Source organism: Mesobacillus sp. AQ2, assembly GCF_030122805.1.
GTDB classification, from domain to species: domain Bacteria; phylum Bacillota; class Bacilli; order Bacillales; family Cytobacillaceae; genus Mesobacillus; species Mesobacillus oceanisediminis_A.
Window position 1 is genome coordinate 827,543 of the sequence record NZ_CP126080.1, and the last position, 25,919, is coordinate 853,461.

24 protein-coding genes and 1 pseudogene are annotated in these 25,919 nt (G+C 44.5%); 19 read left to right on the forward strand and 6 right to left on the reverse strand.

Annotated features, from left to right (window positions below; genetic code table 11):
* The first annotated feature begins 272 nt into the window (after positions 1-272).
* Positions 273-1,937, forward strand: coding sequence for a ribonuclease J1 (gene rnjA, locus QNH36_RS04080; RefSeq protein ID WP_283904775.1), 1,665 nt, complete (start codon positions 273-275; stop codon positions 1,935-1,937).
* 1,035 nt (positions 1,938-2,972) lie between these two features.
* Here rnjA and QNH36_RS04085 read toward each other — a convergent pair.
* A complete protein-coding gene (locus tag QNH36_RS04085) occupies positions 2,973-4,835 on the reverse strand; it encodes an LTA synthase family protein (RefSeq protein ID WP_283904776.1) in 1,863 nt (620 codons plus the stop codon).
* A gap of 262 nt (positions 4,836-5,097) precedes the next feature.
* Between QNH36_RS04085 and QNH36_RS04090 the strand changes: the two genes are divergently transcribed.
* The 3 genes from QNH36_RS04090 (at position 5,098) to QNH36_RS04100 (ending at position 7,290) form a co-directional block, all read left to right on the forward strand.
* Positions 5,098-5,967: a cation diffusion facilitator family transporter gene (locus QNH36_RS04090; protein WP_283904777.1), complete on the forward strand. Its 870-nt coding sequence runs from the start codon at positions 5,098-5,100 to the stop codon at positions 5,965-5,967.
* An 87-nt stretch (positions 5,968-6,054) separates the two neighbouring features.
* Entirely contained in the window at positions 6,055-6,246 is a 192-nt protein-coding gene (locus QNH36_RS04095; protein WP_144475303.1) for a hypothetical protein, read from the forward strand.
* A gap of 87 nt (positions 6,247-6,333) precedes the next feature.
* Positions 6,334-7,290: a TRM11 family SAM-dependent methyltransferase gene (locus QNH36_RS04100; protein WP_283904778.1), complete on the forward strand. Its 957-nt coding sequence runs from the start codon at positions 6,334-6,336 to the stop codon at positions 7,288-7,290.
* Between the two features lie 47 nt (positions 7,291-7,337).
* On the opposite strand, the gene QNH36_RS04105 is transcribed toward QNH36_RS04100, so the two are convergent.
* Positions 7,338-8,783, reverse strand: a complete 1,446-nt coding sequence (locus QNH36_RS04105; protein ID WP_283904779.1) for a DEAD/DEAH box helicase — start codon at positions 8,781-8,783, stop codon at positions 7,338-7,340.
* Positions 8,784-9,115: 332 nt separating this feature from the next.
* On the opposite strand from QNH36_RS04105, the gene QNH36_RS04110 reads away from it, so the two are divergent.
* Entirely contained in the window at positions 9,116-9,298 is a 183-nt protein-coding gene (locus tag QNH36_RS04110) for a DUF3896 family protein (protein WP_144475301.1), read from the forward strand.
* Between the two features lie 63 nt (positions 9,299-9,361).
* Here QNH36_RS04110 and QNH36_RS04115 read toward each other — a convergent pair whose 3' ends face one another.
* Complete coding sequence (locus QNH36_RS04115; RefSeq protein WP_144475300.1) at positions 9,362-9,859, reverse strand: hypothetical protein; 498 nt, start codon at positions 9,857-9,859, stop codon at positions 9,362-9,364.
* A gap of 96 nt (positions 9,860-9,955) precedes the next feature.
* On the opposite strand from QNH36_RS04115, the gene QNH36_RS04120 reads away from it, so the two are divergent.
* From QNH36_RS04120 to QNH36_RS04145, 5 genes and pseudogenes are all read left to right on the forward strand, one after another.
* Positions 9,956-10,540: a vWA domain-containing protein gene (locus QNH36_RS04120; protein ID WP_251544724.1), complete on the forward strand. Its 585-nt coding sequence runs from the start codon at positions 9,956-9,958 to the stop codon at positions 10,538-10,540.
* 19 nt (positions 10,541-10,559) lie between these two features.
* A pseudogene (locus QNH36_RS04130) lies at positions 10,560-11,209 on the forward strand (DUF4352 domain-containing protein).
* Between the two features lie 242 nt (positions 11,210-11,451).
* The gene (locus QNH36_RS04135) at positions 11,452-12,525 is read left to right on the forward strand and encodes a hypothetical protein (RefSeq protein WP_283904782.1); all 1,074 of its coding nucleotides are present in this window, start codon (positions 11,452-11,454) and stop codon (positions 12,523-12,525) included.
* 175 nt (positions 12,526-12,700) lie between these two features.
* Entirely contained in the window at positions 12,701-13,387 is a 687-nt protein-coding gene (locus QNH36_RS04140) for a response regulator transcription factor (protein ID WP_283904783.1), read from the forward strand.
* Positions 13,371-14,780: a HAMP domain-containing sensor histidine kinase gene (locus QNH36_RS04145; protein ID WP_144475296.1), complete on the forward strand. Its 1,410-nt coding sequence runs from the start codon at positions 13,371-13,373 to the stop codon at positions 14,778-14,780. Before QNH36_RS04140 ends, QNH36_RS04145 begins: the two co-directional genes overlap by 17 nt.
* Positions 14,781-14,811: 31 nt before the next feature.
* Here the strand turns inward: QNH36_RS04145 and QNH36_RS04150 are convergent, their stop codons facing one another.
* Complete coding sequence (locus tag QNH36_RS04150; protein WP_283904784.1) at positions 14,812-15,879, reverse strand: GIY-YIG nuclease family protein; 1,068 nt, start codon at positions 15,877-15,879, stop codon at positions 14,812-14,814.
* Between the two features lie 433 nt (positions 15,880-16,312).
* On the opposite strand from QNH36_RS04150, the gene proC reads away from it, so the two are divergent.
* Positions 16,313-17,161 carry a pyrroline-5-carboxylate reductase gene (proC, locus tag QNH36_RS04155; protein ID WP_283904785.1) on the forward strand — a complete coding sequence of 283 codons (849 nt, stop codon included), beginning with the start codon at positions 16,313-16,315 and terminating at the stop codon, positions 17,159-17,161.
* A gap of 42 nt (positions 17,162-17,203) precedes the next feature.
* Here the strand turns inward: proC and QNH36_RS04160 are convergent, their stop codons facing one another.
* On the reverse strand, positions 17,204-17,626 hold the full coding sequence (locus tag QNH36_RS04160) for a hypothetical protein (protein WP_260983527.1): 423 nt from the start codon (positions 17,624-17,626) through the stop codon (positions 17,204-17,206).
* A 223-nt stretch (positions 17,627-17,849) separates the two neighbouring features.
* Between QNH36_RS04160 and QNH36_RS04165 the strand changes: the two genes are divergently transcribed.
* From QNH36_RS04165 to QNH36_RS04190, 6 genes are all read left to right on the forward strand, one after another.
* Positions 17,850-19,571, forward strand: a complete 1,722-nt coding sequence (locus QNH36_RS04165) for an ABC transporter ATP-binding protein (RefSeq protein WP_283904786.1) — start codon at positions 17,850-17,852, stop codon at positions 19,569-19,571.
* A 66-nt stretch (positions 19,572-19,637) separates the two neighbouring features.
* Positions 19,638-19,856 (forward strand): hypothetical protein, encoded by a 219-nt coding sequence (locus QNH36_RS04170; RefSeq protein ID WP_251544717.1) that lies wholly within the window; start codon positions 19,638-19,640, stop codon positions 19,854-19,856.
* A gap of 167 nt (positions 19,857-20,023) precedes the next feature.
* The gene (locus tag QNH36_RS04175) at positions 20,024-20,407 is read left to right on the forward strand and encodes a GntR family transcriptional regulator (protein WP_144475290.1); all 384 of its coding nucleotides are present in this window, start codon (positions 20,024-20,026) and stop codon (positions 20,405-20,407) included.
* The gene (locus QNH36_RS04180; RefSeq protein WP_313959702.1) at positions 20,404-21,309 is read left to right on the forward strand and encodes an ABC transporter ATP-binding protein; all 906 of its coding nucleotides are present in this window, start codon (positions 20,404-20,406) and stop codon (positions 21,307-21,309) included. The genes QNH36_RS04175 and QNH36_RS04180 overlap by 4 nt, the downstream gene beginning before the upstream one ends.
* On the forward strand, positions 21,287-22,036 hold the full coding sequence (locus tag QNH36_RS04185; RefSeq protein WP_144475289.1) for a hypothetical protein: 750 nt from the start codon (positions 21,287-21,289) through the stop codon (positions 22,034-22,036). The genes QNH36_RS04180 and QNH36_RS04185 overlap by 23 nt, the downstream gene beginning before the upstream one ends.
* Complete coding sequence (locus QNH36_RS04190) at positions 22,033-22,725, forward strand: hypothetical protein (RefSeq protein WP_144475288.1); 693 nt, start codon at positions 22,033-22,035, stop codon at positions 22,723-22,725. The genes QNH36_RS04185 and QNH36_RS04190 overlap by 4 nt, the downstream gene beginning before the upstream one ends.
* Before the next feature lie 352 nt (positions 22,726-23,077).
* Here QNH36_RS04190 and QNH36_RS04195 read toward each other — a convergent pair whose 3' ends face one another.
* Positions 23,078-23,218, reverse strand: a complete 141-nt coding sequence (locus QNH36_RS04195; RefSeq protein ID WP_283904787.1) for an aromatic acid exporter family protein — start codon at positions 23,216-23,218, stop codon at positions 23,078-23,080.
* Between the two features lie 56 nt (positions 23,219-23,274).
* On the opposite strand from QNH36_RS04195, the gene QNH36_RS04200 reads away from it, so the two are divergent.
* Together QNH36_RS04200 and QNH36_RS04205 are read left to right on the forward strand one after the other, a co-directional pair.
* Positions 23,275-23,625: a hypothetical protein gene (locus QNH36_RS04200; RefSeq protein WP_283904788.1), complete on the forward strand. Its 351-nt coding sequence runs from the start codon at positions 23,275-23,277 to the stop codon at positions 23,623-23,625.
* Between the two features lie 625 nt (positions 23,626-24,250).
* A complete protein-coding gene (locus tag QNH36_RS04205; RefSeq protein ID WP_283904789.1) occupies positions 24,251-25,849 on the forward strand; it encodes an aspartate:alanine exchanger family transporter in 1,599 nt (532 codons plus the stop codon).
* Positions 25,850-25,919 lie beyond the last annotated feature (70 nt).

The following is a 25,919-nucleotide window of genomic DNA, read 5'->3' on the forward strand; positions in this document are numbered from 1 at the left end:
CGGTTGCGGTGTTTTTTGTTGGAGAAGGAATAAGCGGAGGTACTGCCCGGCATTTTAGCAAAAAAAATCAGTACTCTCAGCAACTTTTCTCCTATAATACTCGTCTCAATAGGAAAAGGGATGAGCATTATTTGTTGAAACGCTTAATTTGTGATATATTTTAAGAATTCAACCCTCTATTTTCTCCAACCAATTTCTTCACTATTCTTTTTATAATATGATTCCCATGGGAATTGATAAATACATTTGCACAAAGAAACAGGAGCTGAACTATGGAAAAGAAATTGAAAAAAGATCTCAAGATTTTCGCGTTGGGCGGTCTTGGTGAGATCGGAAAAAATACGTATGTAATCGAATACAAAAATGAAATGGTATTGGTGGATTGCGGAATCAAGTTCCCGGATAACGAATTGTTCGGAATTGATTATGTGCTCGCTGATTATACCTATTTGAAGCAAAATCAGGACAAGTTGGTGGGGATTTTCGTCACACATGGCCATGAAGACCATATTGGCGGCTTGCCATTCTTGCTGCAGGATGTAAAAGCACCGATTTATGGCGGTGATTTTGCAGTCGAGCTAATCAAGTCAAAACTTCAAGAACACAAAATCAAGGGAGTCAAGTTCCACCAGATCGACAATGATACGGTCGTCGAGTTCCAGAATATCAAGGTTCGCTTTTTCCGGACAACGCATAGTATCGCCGATTCATTCGGTGTCGTCGTGACAACTCCCGAGGGGAATATTGTCCACACTGGCGACTTCAAATTTGATTTAACTCCGGTTGGAAGGGGCACTGATTTCCAGAAGATCGCTGAAATCAGCAGTGAAGGAGTGCTGTGCCTGTTATCTGACAGTACCAACAGTGAACAGCCAGGCTTTTCTGTCTCTGAAAAACGTGTTGGCGAAGCAATCGAGGATATTTTCCAGACAGTGGACGGCCGTGTGATTTTCGCTACGTTTGCATCGAATATTGACCGGGTGCAGCAAGTGGTGAAATCTTCCCTTCGATATAATCGCAAGATGGCGATTGTCGGGCGCAGTATGGAAAAAACATTCGAGATTGGCCGCAGGTTAGGCTATATCACGGCTCCGGACGAAGCATTCGTCAGTGTCAATGAAATCAACCAGATTCCAAGCCACGAGCTGACGATTATCTGTACGGGAAGCCAGGGTGAACCGATGGCGGCGCTTGCGAGAATCGCCAACGGCACGCACAGGCAAATCGCTGTCATACCTGGAGACACGATTGTCTTTTCATCATCACCGATTCCTGGCAACACGATCAGTGTAAACCGGGTAATTGATAAACTGCACCGTATCGGCGCGGATGTCATCCACCATAAAATCAGTGAGGTCCATACTTCTGGACATGGAAAGCAGGAAGAACAGAAGCTGATGATCAAGCTGCTGAATCCAAAGTTCTTCATTCCGATTCACGGTGAATACCGCATGCTGGATCAGCACGTGAGATTGGCAGAGCAGTGCGGCATCCCAAGGGAAAACAGCTTTATTTTAGATAATGGCGATGTTCTTGAGTTATCTGCTGACGGCGGACAGCTTGCAGGAAAAGTACCGGCACAGCCTGTATATGTTGATGGCAGCGGGATTGGCGATATCGGACACATCGTGTTAAAAGACAGAAGGGTGCTGTCTCAGGACGGACTGGTCATTGTCACGATGATGATCGACCGTGAGAAAAAGCAGCTTGTCAACAAACCGACCGTTGTCACAAGAGGATTCGTCTACGTCAGAGAATCAGGCGACCTAATGAAAAATGTCGAAGAACTGATTACCGATAAAATCGTAACAGAACTGGCAGGCGGCACAAGAGACTGGTCCAGCATCAAAAAGGCCGTCATCGACGTCGTAAACCCATTCCTGTACAGCAAAACTGGCAGAAGGCCAATGATCTTGCCGATAATCATGGAAGTATAATTCGAAAAACGATCCTTTATGGGTCGTTTTTTTTGTTTGTTAGGACAAAATGAGGTCAGGGATTCGTGATATTGTTTGAAGTGATCCCATGTTCGGACATAGCACGTCAATATCCACGAGAAATTGTCCGAAGTGATCCCAAGTTTGGACAAAACGCAGCCAGAAGCACGAGAAAATGTCCGAAGTGACCCCAGGTTCGGACAAAACACGGAGACGAACTCGTAGAATTGTCCGAAGTCGCTCCAGGTTCGGACAAAACGAGTGCACTAACTCGAGAAAATGTCCGAAGTGACTCTAAGTTCAGACAAAACGCGGCGACGAACTCGAGAAAATGTCCGAAGTGACCCCATGTTCGGACAAAACGGGGCCGCGAACTCGAGGAATTGTCCGAAGTGACCCCCAGTCGGACAAAATGCGGCGACGAACTCGCAGAATTGTCCGAAGTCGCTCCAGGTTCGGACAAAACGAGTGCACTAACTCGAGAAAATGTCCGAAGTGACCCCAGGTTCAGACAAAACGCGGCGACGAACTCGAGGAATTGTCCGAAGTGACCCCAAGTTCAGACAAAACGCGGCGACGAACTCGAGGAATTGTCCGAAGTCACCCCCAGTTCGGACAAAATGGGGTGACGAACTAGCAGAATTGTCCGAAGTCGCTCCAGGTTCGGACAAAACGAGTGCACTAACTCGAGAAAATGTCCGAAGTCACCCCCAGTTCGGACAAAATGGGGTGACGAACTAGCAGAATTGTCCGAAGTCGCTCCAGGTTCGGACAAAACGAGTGCACTAACTCGAGAAAATGTCCGAAGTGACCACAAGTTCGGACAAAATGGGGTGACGAACTCGCAGAATTGTCCGAAGTCGCTCCAGGTTCGGACAAAAACGAGTGCACTAACTCGAGAAATTGTCCGAAGTGACCCCAAGTTCGGACAAAACGCAGCCACACACGCGAATAATTGTCTGAAGCCTCTCACCATGCTAATCAATAACCACAAAAAAGCCCCACCAGAAAAATCAGTGGGGCTGCCAGTTTTAGTTATTCTTCTTCCTGCTTGCCATAAAAGCGAAGCAAATCGCCGTAAATGATCTGGTCTGAGTAGCTCAATTCATCTTTGGCGGTCTCGATATATGGTTCACAGCTTGCCATGTCTGTAGGCTCTTCTGTCGCTTTATCGTAGCAAGTACCTTTTGTGTAAACGAGGTCTTCAGTGATGAAGCTTCCGTCTCTCAGGACTACGAAGTTATCCTGCTTTTTGGAGAACAAATCTCCGCCGAACTCGATATCCTGCTTCGTATCAATACCGGCAAGGCTCAACAATGTTGGGCGAAGGTCAATCTGGCCACTAACAGTAGAGATTGTCTTGCCTTCCTGTCCCGGAATGTGGATGATCAACGGAACACGCTGCAATTGTGTTGAAACAAATGGCGTGATTTCTTTTCCAAGATATTGTGACATTGCCTTGTTGTGGTTTTCGGAAATACCATAGTGGTCACCGTAAATCACGATGATTGAATCTTCGTAAAGTCCTTCTGCCTTCAATTTCTCGATGAATTGTTTCAATGCTTCATCCGTGTAGCGGACGGTCGGGAAGTAACGGTTCAAGGTACCGCTGTTTGAATCATATTCATCGATGAACTTATCTTCTTCATCCAATTCGAATGGGAAGTGGTTTGTCAGGGTGATGAACTTTGCGAAGAACGGTTTCGGCATTTCTTTCAAGTGTTCAACCGACTGGTCAAAGAAATCCATGTCCTTCATGCCCCAGCCTACTGAATTTTCGTCATTCACTTCATAATCTGGCAATGAGTAAAAACGGTCATAGCCGAAGTTGTTGTACATGACATCGCGGTTCCAGAAGCTCTTGTTGTTCGCGTGAAGCTTCGCTGTGTAATACGAATTCTCTTTCAGCTTTTCAGCGAGTGAGTTATATTCGTTCCCGGAGTGGGTGAAAAATACTGCACCACGGCCGAGCGGATATAACGAGTTTTCCAACAAGAACTCTGAATCGGATGTTTTACCCTGAGCTGTCTGATGGTAAAAGTTATCAAAGTAATAGCTGTCCTTGATGAAATCATTCAGGAATGGCGTGATTTCCTGGCCATTCACCTTCTGGCCGATGACAAAGTTCTGGGTAGATTCCATTGAGATCACAATAATATTCTTGCCTTTAGCGGCTCCAAATAATTCCTTGGATGGTTCTGAGTATTGAGCTCTAGTATAGTTCTCGATTTCGGTGAGCTGGTTGCCATCTGCCAGAGCTCTTTGTGCTGTCGTCTTTGTTTGTAAATAGGCATCATAAATATGGTGATTGTAAGTCCCGATATTTTTCACAAGGATTTCCCTGTCAAAAGTACGAGTCAATAATTCAGGACGCTCTGATTCAGAAAGGCCAAGATTGAAAAATGCCAGGCCAATCGCACTGAAGTAAAAAGCAGCAGCGTAGATGTTTTTATATTTTTTATACGTAATCTTTGGCGTTTTTACAAAGGCCAGTGCCAGAATCAGCAGCGCATCCGCAAAATAAACGATGTCGCCCCATCCAATCAACTCTCCGACACTGCTCTTCAAATCACCCATATTGCTTGTCTGAGTCAGGAGCGGTATCGTGATGAAATCGCTGAATTCGCGATAATAAACCACATTGGCATACAAAACGAAGGAAGTGATAAAGCTTGTCGCAATGACAAAGATCTTCTGTTTCGTTCCTGCCATGAATATCCCAAGCCCCAGTACGAACATCAGGAAACTTAATGGATTAATGAACAGAATGAATTCCTGCATTTTATTTTCAATATCTATATCAAAATTAAATTTATAAACAGAGTAGGTTTTAAGCCATAATAAAACAATGGCAATCAAGACAAAACTTATGGACAATTTGTTCTTATTTGTCCCCATGCAATCCCTCCTAGGAATCTATTGAAGCTTACATTTTACCATAAACGTAAGTAGATTTGTAGCTGTACCAAAGTCGCATTCTTTTCCGATAGTTATTGTACTGCGGAGTTGGCGCTGCCGTTCCTGGCAAAATGTGTTAGTTTGATTAAGTAAACTTTTTTGCCCGCATATTATATACGTGCATAAAGGTAAAAAGGTTTCTATAGACTCACTCGCTTTCTGATTGTTAAAATGTTCTAGCAGTTGATTGGAGGCTGGTCCATTGAATGAACAACGGTATTCAAATTTAAAACAAGGCGAACGTGGTGCGATCATAAGCATCGCTGCATACATATTGCTGTCCGCTTTAAAATTATTTGTTGGCTATATCAGCGGTTCAGAGGCATTGAAGGCGGATGGATTGAATAATACGACTGATATTTTGGCCTCGGTATCTGTCCTGATCGGACTCAGGCTGTCGCAAAAGCCGGCAGATGAGGATCATCTGTACGGCCACTGGAAGTCAGAAATGGTCGCTTCGATGGTTGCGTCCTTTATCATGATCCTTGTCGGCGTCGAGGTTTTAATCAGTGCATTCACCTCGGTTTTTGAAGGAACCAGGGAAGCGCCCGATCTGATTGCCGCCTGGACAGGTTTGTTCTCTGCATTAGTGATGTATACCGTCTATCGCTATAATCGAAACCTCGCGCGCAAAATAAAAAGCCACTCGGTCATGGCTGCTGCTAAAGATAACCTGTCCGATTCGTGGGTAAGTATCGGAACAGCAGTCGGCATCATCGGGTCCCAGTTCGGCTTGCCCTGGCTTGACCCTGTCACCGCCGTCATCGTTGGCGGGTTGATCCTGAAAACAGGCTGGGACATTTTCCGCGAAGCATCACACCAGCTGACAGACGGCTTTGATGTAGACCTAATTAAAGAATATAAACAAACCATCTGCAATATTTCTGGCGTAAAAGGAATTAATGATCTAAAGGCACGAAACTACGGCAATAATATCGTCGTCGACTGTGTGATTACAGTGAATCCGTCAATTGATATCAGCACTGCACATGATATTTCCACAAGGGTCGAACAAAAGCTGATGGAAGACTTCGACATTTATGACGTCCATGTTCATGTGGAGCCGGATTGATCAAGAATAAAGTTATGAACGACTATAGACTTGTTCATGCTATACTTAGCGGAACTATTAGATTTCGAAAGGTAAAGGTAAAAATTGATGAAGTTTGTAAAATCTCAAATGAAACAATTGATTAAGGATAACCCAGAACTTCAAACGCGCTTATCCAGTTTGATAAAAGAACATGATTTAGAGAAAAGCTTTGCCCTTAAGGCTTTGTATCATTCTGAAGTAGCTGAAGGCGGAAAGTATCAGCACGCATACCAAGCACTTGACTTGCCCAAGGGGTAAGTCATTTTTATTTCGATTTCCAGAAGGCGGGTTATATGATGTGGAATGATAAAAGCTGTTTTGTGCAGCGAAAGGATTTGAAATTGATTGGAATTCACTAACTTTGAACCTAAGTTTTTTATATATAATTATGCTTATCCTGGTGAAGAAAAAGAGTTGTGCGCACTGGAAATGCGCTCATTTTTTGGAGAGGATACTGAATCCAGCATCCTGGAGAGCACTTTGAAAATTGATCCAAGCCGAAGTCCGTTCATGAGGGGACGTATGGATGTCATCCTTGAAGGTGAGAAATTGGAGGACCTTATTGAGCAAGTAAAGAAGATAGAATTGAATGCCGCTACTTTTAAAGTGATGTATGTAAAAGTGTCTGGACCTGAAAAGGTGGATTTTGAAGAGAGGCGCCGAATCGAACGCAAAGTGGGACTGCAAATTCCCGGTGAGCCGGAGCTCGTGAATCCAGATGTGCTGTTTGGTATCATGAATGTAAACGAGCGTTGGGTTTTTGGTGAATACCACAGCAGTGAAGCGGTCTGGTTGAACCATCAGCAAAAACCGCATAGCTACTCAACTTCATTAAGCACCCGTATCGCAAGAGCCGTCGCCAATATTGCCGTTCCTGATCCAGCTGGTGTTAAAGCGATCGATCCATGCTGCGGAATAGGAACGGTAGTGGTGGAAGCATTGTCGATGGGGATCGACATCGTTGCCAGTGATATCAACCCGCTCATCCTGCCTGGAACAAGGGAGAATATCGCGCATTTTGGCTATGCAACGGAAGTGACTTTTAAGGACATCCGCAGGGTCAATGGGAGCTATGATGTGGCGTTTATTGATATGCCGTACAATCTGTGCTCGGTCATCACACCCGAAGAGCAGCTCGAGATGCTCCAAAGCACATACGGATTCGCTGATAAAGTAGTCATCGTCACGATTGAACCAATCGACTCTATCATACTAGATGCAGGCTTTGAAATTGCTGATCGCTGTGTCGTGAGAAAAGGGACCTTCGAACGCGAAATTATTGTATGTAAAAAAATTAGATAAATTTAAGGACGATTATGCATGTCATAATCGTCCTTTCTTATAACCCTCTATTTAATCGCCTTGCTGACTCTAAGCTTCTTTCCTTTGATCGTTGCATTCTCCATCGCCTGAATGACAAGTGAGCCTTTTCCATTCAGGATATCTACATAGGACATGGTATCGTGGATGGTGATGATGCCGATATCGTCTGCCTTTACTCCAGGGATTTTTGCGATTGTACCGACGAAGTCGACGGCGCGGAGCTTCTTCTTTTTGCCTCCGCTAAAATGAAGCTTCATGATATCCTGGTTGATGCGGGCTGTTTTGTTGTTTTTCACGACGCGGCGCCCGCTTATTTTTTCATCGAAATCAGCCTGGTTTCTTGCAACGTCTTGCTTGCTCGGAGCTTCTTTCACAGGAATCTCAAAGCCAATGTATCGTTCGATTGCCCTGATGAATTTTCCTTCGTAAGGTGTAGCAAGCGTAATCGCCTTTCCTTTGTTTCCAGCGCGGCCAGTTCGGCCTGTACGGTGCACATAGCCCTCTTTTTCCATTGGTACGTCATAGTTAATGACAAGCGAAACGTTATCGACGTCAATTCCTCTTGCAGCGACATCGGTAGCCACAAGATAGCGGAAATTGCCCATTTTGAAGCCATCCATTACCGCGAAGCGATCTTCCTGCTCTAATCCGCCATGAAGTCTTTCACAGGAATAATTGGCACCCTCAAGCTCGGCAAACACGGTATCGACATTTTCCTTCGTCCTGCAAAAAATGATGCAGCTGTCAGGGTTTTCAACAACGGTAATGTCCTTCAGAAGCGAAATTTTCTCTTCTTCCTTTACCTCAATCAATGAATGTTTAATGGTACTCGTTGTCACACCGGTAGAAGCAATTTCAATATTAACTGGTTCCTTCATATACTTATGGCAGAGATTTTCAACATCCTTAGGTAAAGTCGCAGAAAAAACCATCGTTACCCTGTCTTGTGGAAGTTCTTCGATGATCCATTCAACAGCTTCAATGAACCCCATGTTCAGCATTTCATCTGCTTCATCGATGATCAGATATTTTACTTTGTCTAAAACGAGTGTTTCTCTTTCAATATGGTCGATCACACGGCCAGGGGTTCCGACGACGACATGAGTTTTTTGCTTCAATTCCTCTTTCTGTTTCGAGAAAGGCTCCTTGCCATAAACGGCCATAGCCTTGATCCTTTTGAACCGCCCGATATTCGTGATATCTTCACGAACCTGAACAGCCAGCTCCCTGGTTGGAGTGAGAATCAACGCTTGTGGATTTTTTTCCTCCCACTCAACCATATCGCAAATGGGAATTCCGAATGAAGCCGTCTTTCCGCTTCCTGTCTGGGATTTAACAACAAGATCTTGCTTTTCCAATGCTAACGGAATGACTTCTTCCTGAACCTCTGTTGGCGATTCATATTTCAACACTGTCAGGGCGCGTTTAATTTCGTCGCTTAAGTTGTAATCGTCAAAACTTCTTCTACTCATATAAAAACCTCTTTTTATTTTATTATCCCACTTATTTATATATAGGATTCTCGCAACGAATCGTCATATGCATAAACTGAATAGTATTCATTATACTTCAAACGCCTGACTAATCGACTTTTATTTAATAAAGGAAAGCCTGGGAACAAACCGCGTTCTCAGGCTGCTGATGAAATATGCTGAAGAAAATAAATTTGAGGCTGCGTGTAAAAGGCTGAGTCCTAATAAAAGTTTCACAAATTATCAATAAATCCATTGATACCCAAAGGGGTTATCGATATATAATAATGATAAGAAAGAAAGCGATTTCATTTCAAGGAAGGGTGTTGGACATGAACTATCAAGAAGTCAAATCTCAATTAGAAGCATTGCAAATGCAGCTGGCGAATAAGATGCAGCATCCAGACCTGTCTATTGAAGAAAAAAACGAACTTCAGAGAGCGATTGCCAACTATGATTACATTATAGAATTGACCTGCATGAATCATTTTGAGCGCGGCACAGCCATTCATTAACAGCCAGAGCCTGGAGATTCTCCAGGCTCTTTTTATGTGTTTGCCGATAATGACACACTCTTCTTATAAGACTCCGCCCAAAGGCTTCTGGCTGAAATAATCCAATGCGTAATTGACCTGGTGGATGTCATAAATATTTCTTTCAATGCAAAATTGAATGACAAGGTCGGAGGTTTCGCTGTCCGATAAAGAGTAGCCGGCAGAGCTTAACAGCTTGTCGGTTTCTTTTTTGTCCAATTCCAGTCCCAGCGCAAGGGCGATCACTGTATTCTTGCCCGGTCTGTAGTCACGGTTCGAACGGATTTTTGAAAAAAGTCTTCTGTCAATGCCCGCCTTTTTATAAACCTCAGCGTCGGTGACCCCTTTTTTATCAATCAAGCCAAACAGTACCTTGTGCAATGTCGGCTTCCGTTTTTGCTCGATGAAACTTTCAATTTCCATCGGGGAAATGCTTTCGAGCACATAATCCTCGATTGGGGCCATTGACTTTTCACATACAACATAAATCATATTGCGCTCAATATACTGCTGCAGTTCTTCCATTATCCTGTGATCCAGCATGTGGCCAGCCTCCTTAAAATGTCGCTTAACAGGCGACCAATATATGGATGAATCTAGATATGATTATATCAGATTCAGCTTAGGAGGATGATAGACATGAACAAGAATTTAACAGAAATCATTTTTTTGCTCGATCGCAGCGGTTCGATGGCAGGGCTTGAGAGCGACACGGTAGGCGGCTTCAATGCTTTTGTGAAAAAACAGTCGGAGCTTGCAGGCGAAACGGTCCTGACAACCGTACTCTTTGATGATGAATATGAGGTCCTTTGGAATGGAATCGATGCCAGGCATGCAAAGCTGACAGAAGACGAGTATTTTGTCCGCGGTACCACTGCACTGCTGGATGCCGTCGGGAAAACCATCCTGGATGTCGGCTGCCGGCTGGCAAAGACCTCGGAAGACCGCAAGCCTGGCAAAATCATCTTCGTCATCACCACGGATGGAATGGAGAATGCGAGCCGGGAGTTCACATATGGAAAAGTGAAGGAACTGATCCAGCACCAGCAGGAAAAGTACAGCTGGGAGTTCATCTTCATGGGCGCCAATATCGATGTTGCCAATGAAGCTGAAAATCTCGGAATCAACCTTGATAACTCTTTTAACTTCGAAGCCTCTGAAAAAGGCATCGAAATGATGTATGAGATGGTTTCAGAATCAATCATTGAAAAAAGAATGAAATAAAATCAGGAGGCAGACCATGATGGACAATAAATTGGGGAACTGCAAGACGTGCGGAAAGGAAATCGCCAAAGGTGTGAAAAAATGCCCTCATTGCGGCAAAGACCAGCGCAGATTTTTGGAAGGCATAAAATTTTGAGTTTCATAGGCATATTGATTTTGTTTGGAATCGTCGGTCCAGCACTTAGTGGCGGGGAAGAGGAAGAGGGTAAGGCAGACGGTGCTTCAGCAACAACCGCGGCAGCCCCGGCAAAAGAAGAAAAAGTATATAAGTTGGGAGAAGCTGTTCAGACAGATAAAGTGGAAATCACCGTCACTAAATTTGAAGAAAAAGACCAGGTAGGCAATGAGTTCGTCAACAAGGCAGTATCCGAAGGGGGCACCTTCGTAGCGATCCAATATAAAATCAAGAACACTTCAAAAAAACCGGTTGGAATGTTCGACTACCCTGCTGTCAGCCTTGTCGATGAAGAAGGAACAGAGTATGACGCTGACATTGATGCATCTTCCAATTACGCGATTGAGACTAATGTTGATAACGCCAAGATTGCGAGCGACCTGAACCCTGGCATCACTGTGACTGATACGAAAGTATTTGAAGTATCAAAGGAAAGCTTTGCTGCAGGTAAATGGTTCATCGAGGTAGGCGGCGAGAAAGTGCAGCTGAAATAGAGTCAAAACCCGGGGTGTGCCGGGTATTTTGTCTCTGACATCTTCCGGACATGAAAAAACTCTAAATAGCAAAACAGGCAGGCTGAAACTCGCTATTCCAGATCACTGTCAACTTGCCTGAAATTTTTACTTCTTTTTTTCGCCTGACATTTTCCTGACATATTCACTCTGTAAATTATAAGTATAAGGTCCATGTCCATCACGGATCTGAAAAAAAGATTGTTTATAGGAGGATGTCAGAAATGAAAAAGAAATCAGTCATAGGATTCACCATCGCGGGTGCATTATTGCTGGGAGGCTATGCTACCACATCATTAGCGAATGATGATAGCTCCACCAGCACAGCCGCAAGCACAGTTAAAAGCTTCTTTGGAAAAGGGTTTGGCCATAAAGGATATATGGGAGGCAACTCCGAAGCCTTGATTGAAAAGGCTAAAGAACTTGGAATCAGCACTTCAGGCAAAACAGCAGAAACATTGATGAGTGAGATCCGGGAAGCAACAATCAAAAATGAAGCCAAAGATCTGGGAATCAAGACAGACGGCAAGGATATCACAGCACTTGCCGAGGAAGTACAGTTGGCCAATCTGAAGGCAAAAGCGAAGGATCTCGGCATTTCTGCAGATGGGAAGGATGCAGACGCGCTTCGCGATGCCATCCGCTTAGAAAACATGAAGGATAAAGCAAAGGAACTTGGGGTGTCTACCGACAACAAGGATGTTCAGACTTTAATGGAAGATATCCGTACAGCGAACTTGAATAAAAAAGCGAAAGAGCTGGGCGTTTCTGCGGAAGGCAAAGACCTGCAGACGCTTCAGCAGGAAGTCCATACTGCCTATATCAATCAACAGGCGAAAAAGTATGGAGTTACAGTAGAAGGCAAGGATATCCGCGAAATCATGCAAGAAGTCCAGACGGCAAAAGTAAAAGCAGATGCAAAGGAACTGAACATTACTATCGATGGCAAGACGATTGGGGAAATTGCCCAGGAAGTACAGGAAAAGAAAGTCGTGAACCTTGCGAAGGAACTGGGTATTTCCACTGCGGATAAGGATTCACAGGAACTGATCCAGGAGATTAGGGACAAGGATGCTGACAAGCTTGATGAGCTGTTTGAAGATGGAATGGGCCGCTTTGGTATGAAAGGCATGGGCGGCGGCTTTGGACACGGCGAGGGATTCGGCGGCGGCCATGGTGGAATGGGACAAAACGGCAGATTCGGCGGCGGCCAAGGCGAAATCGGACAAAACGGCGGGTTCGGCGGTAAAGGCGGCCGTGGCGGCATGCACAATAAAGGTGCCGGTCAGGGCTTTTAATAACCTGCTGCCTTTAAAAGCCCCTTTTTAAAAAATATTGTCAAAGTCCCCCGGTAAAAACGGGGGATTTTCTTGTAAGATGATAATATAGATATTCAGTTCGAGTAGTTCCAGCTTCAGCGATTGCCGGGACGTTTAGGCAGTGTGGCTTTTAAGAATAACAGGAGGAGCGGCAATGAAGACGATCTTGATAGTAGAAGACGAAGAAACGATTTCGAGAGTGCTGGCGGTTTACTTGAAGCATGAAGGCTATGAGGTGGTACAAGCCTATGATGGCGGCGAAGGGCTGGGATTGTTTGCTCAGCGTAAGCCTGATCTTGTGCTGCTGGATGTCATGCTGCCGGGAATGGACGGCTGGTCTATTTTAAAGGAAATCCGTAAAACCAGTGCCTGTCCGGTCATCATGCTGACAGCCCTCGGAGATATTGACTATCGTCTAAAAGGTTTGAATCAGGGGGCGGACGACTATATCTCCAAGCCATTCGTCGGCGAAGAAGTGGTTGCCAGAGTCAATGCGGTGCTGCGCCGTTCCTCCAATGTCCTCGATACCGAAAATGAGAAACAATTTGGCAGCCTGAAAATCAATATGGATTCACATGTTGTCACAGTCAATGGTGAAAAAGTGGTGCTGACGCCAAAGGACCTCAGTTTGCTGTTATTCCTGGCTGAGAGGCCAAACCGGACCTTTACGAGGGAAGATTTAATTGAAAGTGTCTGGGGAATGGATTATGACGGGAGCGACCGGGCTGTGGACCTGTCCGTCAAACGCATACGCCAATCATTGGCGGCTTGGCCTGCAGAACAGGGTGAAATCAGGACATTAAGAGGATTGGGGTATCAGTTCAGTGTTTACGACAAATAACAAACCAACAACTCTTCTGAGATATTGGACAACCAGGTATCTTTTTACCCTTGTTGTCGGACTGCTGTTGCTAGGGGCCGGGTCAATGTGGTGGATCAGGCAAACCACGCTGGAGAACCGGTTGAATTTAATGGAGTATCTGGCGGTCGAAACAGCGGATCGATTCGGGCAATCCACGGCAAATAATGATTATGGACGCCTTGACCGCAGGCTGCAGGACAGAGCCAGAATCCTTCAAATGGAAAATCAGCCTCAGCTTTTCATTACTGATTTGGAAGGCAATATCCTTAATTCGGGGCCGATGAAGGGCGGAGGAGGTCCTCATCACACATCGGGAGAAGTTCCTGCCTCCGTGTTTAAAAATGAAGATACAATTAACAAGCAGAGTATAAATGGTCAGCAAATCTATGCCGTTAAATCTCCTATCTTAATGAATGAACTTCAAACCGGCTGGGTAGTTGTGATGCAGAGTGCGGACGAATTGGCCGATGTCAATCAGGAATACCGTTTGTTGATCGTTTTATTGCTTGGATTGGGTTTGCTTGGCTGGGTCGTCATTTATCTTCTTACAAAAAAAATCCTCAAGCCCATCCAGGATGTCGCACAGGCTGCGGCACAGGTACGGGAAGGAGATTATGACATCAAACTGGATTCTAATCCAAAAGAACTTGAGATACATCAACTTGTAACTTCCTTTAAAGAAATGACCAATCGTCTTACACAGCTGGAGCAAATGCGTGCCGAGCTGCTGGCTGGTGTGACGCATGATCTGAAAACGCCTGTTACTTCGATCAGCGGCCTTGTCCAGGCAGTTCGGGATGGAATCGTCACAGGGGAGGAGCGCCAGGAATTCCTGGATATCACGCTGAAAGAAATCCAAAGATTGCAGAGCATGATTTCCGATTTGCTCGACTTCAATTCCCTGGCTGCCGGCGCCATTACCATTCGGCCGGAAAATTGCGATCTGAACAAGCTGGTTGAGGACATTGGCCGACAATGGCAGCTGACACAAACTGAACCAGTTGACCTCAGGGTGATCACACCGGAATCATCGGTATACAGAATGACTGATCCGCTCCGGCTGCAGCAAATCCTCATCAACCTGTTGAATAACTCCCATCAGGCTATAGGCGATTCAGGCTCAATCTCCATCATCCTGTCTGAGGAAAGAATAGATGTAAAAGATACGGGTTCAGGCATACCAGAGGAAGAGCAGACGCTAGTATTTGAACGGTTCTTCCGTGGTGAGACGAAAAAACTAAAGGTCAGGGGACTTGGACTGGGGCTTCCTTTCAGTAAAATGCTTGCCCGGTCGCTCGGGGCAGACTTGATTTTAAAGGAGAGCAATTCAAGCGGCACGACCTTTTCATTACTGTGGCCAAAAGAAACATAAGAAAAGGTCTGCATCTATCTTTGCAGCCCACTTAAGCGTTTAGTAATTGATTAATAGATACATCCAGTTTTTCAGATTCACTGCCATCCAGCCATTCTTCTGGAATGGTAATGAATCTGGCGTTGCCCCCATTTAAATAACTATAGATGATTTGAGCTTCATCAAGTTCCTCCTTGCCGATGATGACAGATTTCCTTTTCTTACTCTGCTGGAAGAAGTAAAAGATGTTGTCCCTGATCTCCACTGCTAGCTGCCTGAACTTCTCTGAATGGTATTCCTTGCTAAAAATGACTTTATGCCCTTTGATCAGGAAAACCTTCAGTGTGCGGTCATTGATCCTTTCAACCACAACAATGTTTTTATTTCCTCCAGTGAATTGGATCATATTTTCTTTATACAAAAGGATGGAGAGTGATTTCATGTAATTCCTGTATTTTGCTGCTTCTTCAAATTGGTTTTCTTCGGAGGCCTGATTCATTTTCTGCTCTAATTCGTCCAAGATCTCTTCATTAGATCCCTGAAGGAAAGTAATGAACCTTTCCACGATCCTATTGTATTGCTCAACCTCTGTTCCTCCTAAACACAGACCATTACACTTCCCCAGGGTATAGTTCAGGCAAGGGGAACCCTTGAGTGGCTGAAGACAATTTATTTTAAAATACTCCTTCAAGTTCTCAATTGCTTTTTTCACATAAATCATGCTGGTATAGGGTCCAAAATAAATTGTGCCGCTACCTTCGGATTTTTCAGAAGCAATTGAAATTTTCCGGTAAGGCCCGTCCATCTTAATTGCAATATAAGAGTAAGGAAGGTGGCTCTTCATTTTCTTGTTAAAAAGAGGCTGTAATTCTTTGATGAGCTTGCACTCAAGCAAGAATGCCTCGAATTCCGTATCAGTATGCAGAACATGAAAATCATTTATGTTAGCAACCATCTTTTTAATTTTTTGCGGATGGGCTGCAGAGTTTTGAAAATAAGTTTGGACCCGTTTCTTGAGGTTTTTCGCTTTCCCGACATAAATCACTGTGCCCTTTTGATCTTTCATAAGGTAAACCCCAGGAGTCAAAGGAAGGTTTTTGACCTTTTCTTTTAAATTCATGTCCGCCCCCTCAATTATCTCTAATTTTTTGAATCCTTATATATCTTCATATTTTAGCATAATAGGTGATTAAGACTCTTTATAAGCAAATAAAGGTGTAATTCTTTAGAATGTTCCCGCTTTCATTCACTATCTCGGCCATATGCTCGCGAATCACCTCGTATCCCTTGAAACTTATCCTCAGGATGTTACCATAAGTAACGTTGATAAAGGCTGTTTTCGTAAAGATTGTTGTTAAAATCCTAAAGCCGATTTTAACGTGATAAGAAGCCATTTTGAAGTTCGGAATGAAGTGAGCAGGCTCTTTTCTCATAATTAGCATAAATCTTGTGAAGAAACATAGGTCATTCAATCCAATTTTGTAGCCAAAAGCAACAAAGTTTGAGAAAAGAGCCTTGATAAAAAGCGAACGGAAATAAAAGTGATGAGGTGAATGCGGTTGTTAAAACATAAAAAAGTAGCGTTTTTAGGTGCAGGATCAATGGCGGAAGCGATGATTTCTGGTGTGGTCAAGTCAGGGAAAATGCGTGCAGAACAAGTTTATGTTACGAACAAAAGCAATGCAGCCAGACTGGAACGACTGGAATCCAGATATGGAATCATTGCGATGCCTCAGGCTGAATTGCCATATGAAGAAATAGATCTATTTATTTTAGCGATGAAGCCAAAAGGAGCAGCGGATGCGCTTGCGGATTTGAAAGGCAAAGTAGTGCCTGGCCAGGTGGTTGTTTCGGTTCTGGCGGGTATATCAACTGGGTTTATGGAAGAAAATCTAAACCTTGGCCAGCAGGTGATCCGCGTCATGCCGAACACATCAAGCATGATCCAGGAATCTGCCACTGCGATGTCTCCAGGCAGACATACAACGAACGAAAATATAGAGGATGCAAAAGAACTGTTAAGCAGCATGGGCAAGGTGTTCCTGATTGAAGAGGAACAGATGGATATCTTCACTGGATTGGCCGGCAGCGGCCCTGCTTATTTTTATTATTTGATGGAGCACATGGAGCGAGTCGGCAAAGAAAACGGCCTGGACGAAAAAATGGCCCGTGAAATCATTGCCCAGACCATCCTCGGTGCGGCGAAAATGATTTTCGAAAAGGATGAAACACCAGAGGTACTAAGGAAAAATGTAACCTCTCCGAATGGAACGACAGCCTCCGGACTGAACGCCTTGAGAAAATATAACGGCGGTACGGCAATTTCCCAGGCAGTCAGCCATGCGGCAAACCGGTCGAAAGAAATCAATAAAGAACTCGAAGGCGTCCTCGTTCCATCTTAATATAGAGAAAGCTCCCGGAAGTTTACTCCGGGAGCTTTCTTTCTACATATACACGCGATAACCGCGCCACTTTTCAAAAAGATACTGGAACCCATACAGTAAGTATGCTTTGTAATGCAAATAGAAAAAGAACTGTATATGGCTCAATTTGTTCAGCCTGATGATTTTAAGCCTCTTTAGCACATCAATCAAGAAGAACGCAAATGCGCCGTCGGCAATCGCATTGAGTGTGATGAATTTTTTGAAGTTCCCCTCTGAAATCTTCAGAAGCCACATCGACAGCGGCATATAAGGTCCAATGCTGAAAGGGAGTTCATCCCGCATAAATGACTTTCGTTTATTGTAAAACTTCCACCAGTTCCGCTTGTGGCCATACATATGGTTAAAAATTTCAAAAACAATGATAAAAATGCCTGCAAATGAGTAGCGTTTGAAGCTTCTTTTGCCGATGAACAGTAACGACAACCATGGAACAATAATCAATACAAGATTAAAAACGAAATGCCTCTTCGTAATCTTCAGATGTCTTCACCTCAAATCCATTTAATCCTTCTATAAACTAGCCATAAATTAGAAACTTTAATCAGGTATAAAAATAAGAAATTCATTCGGTTTATTTTTCATAATTATTGAAAAAGTGGCACTGCTTGACATATAATCACTTGAAGATATTAAAGGAGAACAAGTTATGATACGAAGATTTTTTACCTATTACCGGCCGCATCGCAGGCTTTTCGTTATTGATTTCAGTAGTGCCGTCATCGTTGCCCTGCTGGAGCTGGCATTCCCACTCGCGGTCCAATGGTTCATTGATACCTTGCTCCCAGGCGGCAACTGGAACATGATCGTCAGTGTGAGCATCGGATTGCTGCTGTTATACATCATCAGCACCTTGCTCCAGTTCATCGTCAATTATTGGGGCCACAAGCTTGGCATTAATATTGAGACGGACATGAGGCAGCAGCTGTTCCAGCACGTACAAAAGCAGTCCTTCCGCTTTTTCGATAATACGAAAACCGGGCACATCATGAGCCGGATCACCAATGACCTGTTTGATCTGGGGGAACTCGCACACCACGGCCCTGAGGATTTATTCATTGCCGTGATGACATTTGTTGGCGCGTTTTGGATCATGCTGACGATCAATGTGAAGCTGGCACTGATCACGATGATCATCGTACCATTCCTGATTTGGCTGATTACGTATTCAAATTTGAAAATGAACGCTGCCTGGAAAAACATGTACACAGATATTGCCGACGTCAATGCCAGGGTCGAAGATAGCGTTTCAGGAATTCGGGTGGTTCAGTCTTTTACAAATGAAGATTATGAGATTGAGAGATTCACAAAGAACAACCGAAAGTTCCGCCGTGCCAAGTTGACGGCCTATAAGGTGATGTCGTTCAGTTCGTCCGGTATTTATATGCTGACAAGGCTGATTGTCCTTGTTGTCCTGGTTTATGGTGCATGGCTGAGTTTTCAAGGCAGCCTGAGCTATGGAGAACTTGTCGGGTTTGTCCTGTATGTGAATGTCCTTTTTAAACCAATTGATAAAATCAGTGCGATTCTTGAATTGTATCCGAAAGGAATGGCAGGCTTTAAGCGGTTTACCGAGCTGATGGACCAGAATCCGGACGTCGTCGATCGTGAGGACGCGATTGTGGTCCCGCATTTGAAAGGGGATATCGAATTCAGGAATGTCACCTTCAGCTATGACCAGAACAAACCCGTTTTGGAAGGAATTGATCTGGAAATCAACCATGGCGAGACAGTTGCGTTCGTTGGTCCGTCGGGGGCAGGGAAGACGACGATTTGCTCGTTGATTCCCCGTTTTTATGATGTGACCAGCGGCAGCATCACGATTGATGGCATCGATCTTCGCGATATGACGAAAAAATCGCTGCGCTCGCAAATCGGGATCGTCCAGCAGGATGTGTTCCTTTTTACCGGGACGCTGCGAGAGAATATTGCATATGGTTCATTGGGGGCCACACATGAAGATATTGTCAGAGCCGCAAAACAGGCACATCTTGAGGACTTTATCGCTGCATTGCCAGATGGCTATGAAACACAAATTGGGGAACGGGGCTTAAAATTGTCAGGCGGGCAAAAGCAAAGAATTGCCATCGCTAGGATGTTCTTGAAAAATCCACCAATCCTGATTCTCGATGAAGCGACATCAGCGCTTGATACCGAGACGGAAAGGATCATTCAAAAAGCACTCGCAGAACTATCAAAGAACCGGACAACGCTGGTCATTGCGCACAGACTGGCAACGATCAGAAGTGCCGATCGAATCGTCGTTGTCACCGAGGATGGAATCGCCGAACAGGGTACTCATGATGAACTGATCGAGCAAGGCGGCATTTTTGCCAAGCTTCACAAGGTCCAATTCGAAACTTCTATTTAGGGTTGGTTTATTTTACCTATTTTGCTATGATGAAAATAAAATCATGATAGTTTGGAGTGACGTTCCATGACCGGAACCATAACGATTATAATGGTGTTTTCGATTCCGCTCGTCGCAATCTTAACAAGCCATTATCAAAGAGTTGCCAAAATCAAACACAACATGATTAAAGACGAAATTGAACTTGAACGGCTCAAGCATGAAAACTACCTGCTGGAAACAGAAAAAATGAAGCTGGAACTATCAAAGCTGGAAAGCCCGCTGGATAAGACGCATGTATTATAGCAGCTGCCCTCTCGTGTAATGCGAGGGGGTTTTTTTATGGAGAGAAATCCCCTTAATTTAAAAATTTTTATAAAATTGGTTAAATATCCCTTGAGTAATTGCATAATATATAATATAGTACATTACAACAGTAATGCACTATGTGACCTGTTAGAGGAGGTGCGGGGTTGATACTTAATTCAGATAGCATGAAACCGATTTATGTCCAGATTGCTGAGTGGCTGGAAACGGAAATTCTCAGCGAAAGCATCAAGAAGGATGAGAAGGTTCATTCACAATATCAGCTTGCGGAAATGCTGAATATCAATCCGGCGACAGCGGCAAAAGGGTTGAATATTTTAGCGGATGAAAACATTCTTTATAAAAAACGCGGTCTCGGCATGTTTGTATCGGAGGATGCGAAAAAGATTATCACAGCGAAACGGAGGAACCAGACATTGAAGTCATTGGTGCTAGAGTTGGTGCGGGAGGCGGAGCATCTCCAGGTGACTGAGGAGGAATTGATCGCGATGATCCAGGAAGCCAAGCGGGACTTGAAGGGGGATACATGATGAGTGTGCTGGAATTCGAAAATGTAACAAAGACCTATGGAAGGAAAAAAGCACTGGATGAGCTGACGTTTTCAATCGGGGAGAATAAAATCACAGGCCTGATTGGCAGGAACGGAGCCGGCAAGACGACGATGCTGAAAATCGCCGCTGGTTTCATGCGTGAGAGTTCAGGTGTAGTAAGGGTATTTGGGGAAAACCCGTTCAATAACCTGTCTGTGTCAGCGAACATGATCATGGTCGATAACGATATGAATCTGCCAGCCGCGCTGAATCTTGATGAACTTTTGGAAACGGCAGCGAGTTTTTATGATAACTGGGACATGAAATTTGCCAGGAACCTAGTTGAATATTTCCATCTTGACCTGAAACAGCACCATACCGGGCTGTCGAAGGGAATGAAGAATACCTTCAATGCGATTTTGGGGCTGGCTTCCCGCTGTCCGCTGACAATCTTTGATGAGCCGACAAACGGGATGGATGCTGGCGTCAGAAAAGACTTTTACCGGGCGCTGCTAAAAGACTATATTGCCAACCCACGGACAATCATCATTTCAAGCCATCATCTCAATGAGGTCGAGGACATCCTTGAAGACATCCTGCTCCTAAAGGATGGAAAGCAATTTTTGCATATGACGGTTGAGGACCTGCGGGAGTATGCGGTCGTTGTCAGCGGGAAAGAAGAAATGCTGAACGACTGGCTTAGCGGACATGAGATATTCCATCGTAGCAGTGCTGGTTTTGGCAGGAGCTATGCGGTCATCCGCAACGACTTGTCTGATGACCAGGTTACAGCAGCAATGAAAAACGACCTGGAGTTCTCGACGATTTCAAACGAAGATCTCTGTCTATACTTGACGAGCCAGGAGAAAGGCGGGATTGATGATGTCTTTAACAAAGATTAACCTCTGGGATATTGTAAAAAAGCAATTCCGATTCAAACTGAAATCCTACCGGGGGATGTTCACTTCACTGATGATCCTGCAAATCATCGGAATTCTGTTTTCGCTTGCCGGAGAAGGAGGCGGCGGTGGTAGTACTGAAAATTTCAGTTATGATATGAAAAATTATTCCGGGAATATCGTCCTTGCCTTCATGATGATCTGGGCTTTCATTTCGGCGATTGTCGTTACGACCCAGGCGTATCGGTTTGATGATTATGCGTTTGTGGCCAACAGAATGAGCAGCCATATTGCGAATATCCTGTTCCTCGCCTGGGCAAGTGTCATTGGCGGAGTGACCTTCCTGCTGGCGAGCCAGTCGCTGAAGCTATCTGTCTTGTTCCTGCAGGAGCGGGAGTTCATCGAAAGCCAGCGATTATCAACGCTGCAGATGGCAGAAGGCCTTGCCGGAACCATCCTGTATCTGTTCCTTTTCACGGCACTTGGCTACCTGGTCGGGATGCTCGTCCAAAGAAACAGAATTTTCATTATCATTCTTCCTGCATTGTTTTTCGGAAGCATATTTATCAATGTGTTTGTGGGCAGCGAATCGACCCTGGTGATTGATATTGGACAAATTTTTGTGAAGGAAACCTCCCTTCTGCTGTTCCTGTTAAAGGTTCTATTTACATCGGCCATTGCATTTGGATCGGCTATATTGATTTCGGACAGTCTGGAGGTGAGGAAATGAGTTTTATTTTATTGATCTTTATTATCATATTGGCCATGATTAGTTACGGAAGTTTCTCCAATAAGTTCATAAGTCCGAGGTTCATGAACGGGAGCCGCACCACAAAGGTATTTACAGGCTACCTGGTTGTCTTGCTTTGCACTGGAATCATTTCCTTCATTCTTCCAAAGGGTGAATCCTATCAGGGAGATTATTTGACCGACGAAGAAATTCAGCAAAATGAACGAATAAACGGTGATGTTTATTCGATTGTCGAGTCTGGAAAAATTGAGGAAGCAGAAGGGCTTACAAAAATGAAATCATGGGAATTCCCGCTGGAAGGAAAATCTTTGAATATTAATGCGTTGAGCATCAATGCCACGGTATTCATCGAGAAGGTAAAATCTCTCGAGAATCAGGTCGAAGTGACTCATTACTCCACTTTTTCATATATAGATAATATCGATATCACGGATCGTTTCACTTCACCGGAAATCCAACTTAGCGAGACAACTCTGAAAGTATTCCCTCAAGAGCCTGTGAACGTCAAACTTGTAAAATACACGAATGCCTTTCCTTTTAACCAGTTTGCTGAAAATGGAGAGCAGTTCAACGGCGGTTACGGAATGATGCAGGGACTGAATTTCATCTATATCAAGGTTCCAATGAATACTGAAGTCTCAGGGAATGGATATGTGATCAACGAATAGGAGACTCCTCCTTGAGGGGTTTTCTTTTTTTTATGCTGTTTTCGTATATCAGGAACGTTACGATATAATAGTACGGTATACGTTTGCATGTTCTTCCGGTCAAATTGATGCAGCTTCCATTCTTTCTTTTGGTATTTGCATAATGTTTCAATACTTTCCATGTCTTTGAGGATCCTTTGGAAGTCTGATCTCGTTTCCCGGTGCAGAGGCTGATGCCTCGTGATTTCTGTTCCTCTGCTGGCAATCAGGTTCCCTGTCTCGTGGATCAGTTGCTGAATTTTACTCTTGATGGGCCTGGAGTAATCAGGCCGGATCACCAAAAGGTTTACAAGCGTCGAAACCGTCAGCCCTGTCAACGTCGTCCCAAGGCGGATGAAAAAGCTCTCATTGGCGGCCAGCCAAGCAGGTCACAAATCAGTGCAGTAATGAAGACAGCAATTCCCGTTTTAAGGACCCTGCCCCCAACAAAGTTGAATTTTTTCAATAAAGCCATTTTCTCATTCCTCATTTTTAAAGAATATCCATTATGAATTAAAGAAGCTGACGATTTTGAGACAAATCCATTACCATGTCGGAAATCTTTTTTCGCTGCCTTCGATTCATTTATCGGAGACTAAGGCAGGTGTAGTAGAAGCGATGGTGAAATCGATCAAAACCGCACTCCATCATCCCGACTTCTTGCTGGACGAGGATCATGATGCCGTTGTCAATGAATTGCTCGGCTTATTAAGACATGAGGTAGATGAGCGTGAAGCAGACGCCAATCGGTTCTCCGAAGAAACGATTATCTATTATGAACTGGTATCGATCCATGACCTGCTCGAAGAATTGAACCACATCCACCAATTCGAACTCAGGCATCAAAAATTACTTGAAAAATCATTGGATATTAGCTCCTGATTAGGGGCTTTTTTTCGTTTCAAGCCACGGGTTATGATCAACTGGCAAAATGAACAGGACTGGAAAAATTGGGAGAAGCACCCTGACCACATCGCCGGACACAAAAAACAATATCAGCCAGCCAAAGCCAGACTATATCCTCGAATCCTCGCAGGGGGTTTATGAAATGATTTAAGTGACTCAATTTAGAGTCTCTTTTTCAATTGGAAAAAATCTGCGTTTTTTTCCAACTCGCTATAAAAATGAAAAACTCGCTATAAAAATGAAAAAATCGCTATAAAAATGGAAAAGTCGCTATATAAATAGAAAACTCGCTATAAAAAACAAAAAGTCGCTATATAAACTAAAATTTCGCTATAAAGCGTTCGTTAGCAACGATTTTATGAAAAATCGGCTTGTCAAAGAGAGACCTTTTACATGGAACTCTGTAATTTTTAACAAAAGCCGCAATAATTTTAGTTTACAGATTCCTCCTTTAAGGAAAACGCATAGAAAAGCGTTTTCACCAGGGGGATGTTGTTTTTGTAATAAATTCGTCAATGTCTTGGTTAGGAAATGATCATTTGTCGTGCTATTCTATGTTGTGTAGATTTTCACAAACGGATTTAATTTGGAGGAATCAACTGTGGACGGCATAAAGGGTTTGCTTGAGGAACCGTTAATTATATTATTTGTCATACTATTTCTTGGCTCGGCGCTGGGTGAAATCAAAATACGAGGATTAAGCCTGGGGACGTCGGGAGTATTATTGGCGGCAATGGTGTTCGGCCATTTCGGCTACCAGGTGTCACCGGTCATCCAGCAGCTGGGACTTGGTTTATTTATTGTTGCAGTAGGTCTATCAGCCGGTCCGCGCTTTTTCCGGATGATGAAAACAAGCGGGATCGTGTTTGGCGTAATCAGCTTGCTGATTGTCCTGGTTGCTTCCATTACGACGATTATCGTGTCCAAGCTGTTCCATCTGTCGCCGGCATTGAGCATCGGCATCATGACGGGCGCGCTGACGAGCACGCCCGGTCTTGCTGCCGCCCTCCAGGCCACTGGAGATCCGCTTGCCTCTGTCGGATACGGGATTGCCTATCCTTTCGGCGTCCTAGCAGTTGTGCTGTTCGTGCAGCTGTTGCCGCGCGTGCTGAAGGTCGATCTGGCGGAGGATTTGAAAAAGAAGTCAGGGCCTGTCCGCAATGATGAGTCGCCTGAAGTCATAACGATAGAGGTGACCAGCCCTTCCATTAATAAACGAACACTAAAAGAGCTCAAATTCAATCGAAACAATTCTGTCGTCATCAGCCGGGTTATCCGGGGCGACCGAAATATCATCGCTCTCAATGATACCGTTATTCTGGTAGGGGACAGGCTTGTCGCTGTCGGATTGCCAAACGATTTGAAAAAGCTTTGCGTGGATATCGGCCGTGAAGTGGAGACAAACACCGTAAACCATGACAATGTAGAGCTTCGCAAAGTCACCGTCGATGCGCTTGAACTGATTGGGAAAACGATCAAGGAACTTGAACTGAGGCGCACATACGGTGTCACAGTTACAAGAATTGAGCGCGGCGGTTTCGAATTCAACCAGAATCCAAAGTGGCGCCTTGAACGCGGCGATGTCCTGACGCTAGTCAGCAGCAAGGCCCGATTGGATGACGTCGAAAAATTATTCAGCAGAAAAAAACTGACCGTAACCAATATTCACATCCTGTCACTCAGTCTCGTGCTGCTGCTCGGCGTCCTTGCCGGGATGGTGCCGATTCACTTCCCAAAACTCGGGACGATTACATTCGGCGTCGCCGGCGGGCCTTTGTTCATTGCCCTGATCATCGGCCACTTCGGAAGACTTGGACCAATCCACGCGCGCTATTACCAGCCGTCGAACCAGGTCATCCGTGATATCGGCCTAGTCCTTTTCCTTGCCGGTGCCGGTACAACTGCCGGAAAAGGCATCGTCCAGGTTATCCAGCAGGAAGGGTTCAATCTCGTCATCGGCGGAGCAATCATAACCATTCTGCCTGTGATCGCCGGCTTTTTCATCGCAAGAAAGCTTTTTAGGCTCAGCATCATTCACTCATTAGGCGCATTATGCGGCGGAATGACAAGCACCCCCGGACTCGGCGCAGCCAACCAGCTGATGGACTCCGAAGACCCATCCATCGCTTATGCCGCGGCCTATCCATTTGCGCTGATCTCAGTCGCGATTGCATCACAGGTTTTGGTTTTCTTTTTATAAAATATAAAAAACGACACAGACGAAATTTGCCTGTGTCGTTTTTCAATTTCTGCCTTAACTTTCGCAGCCC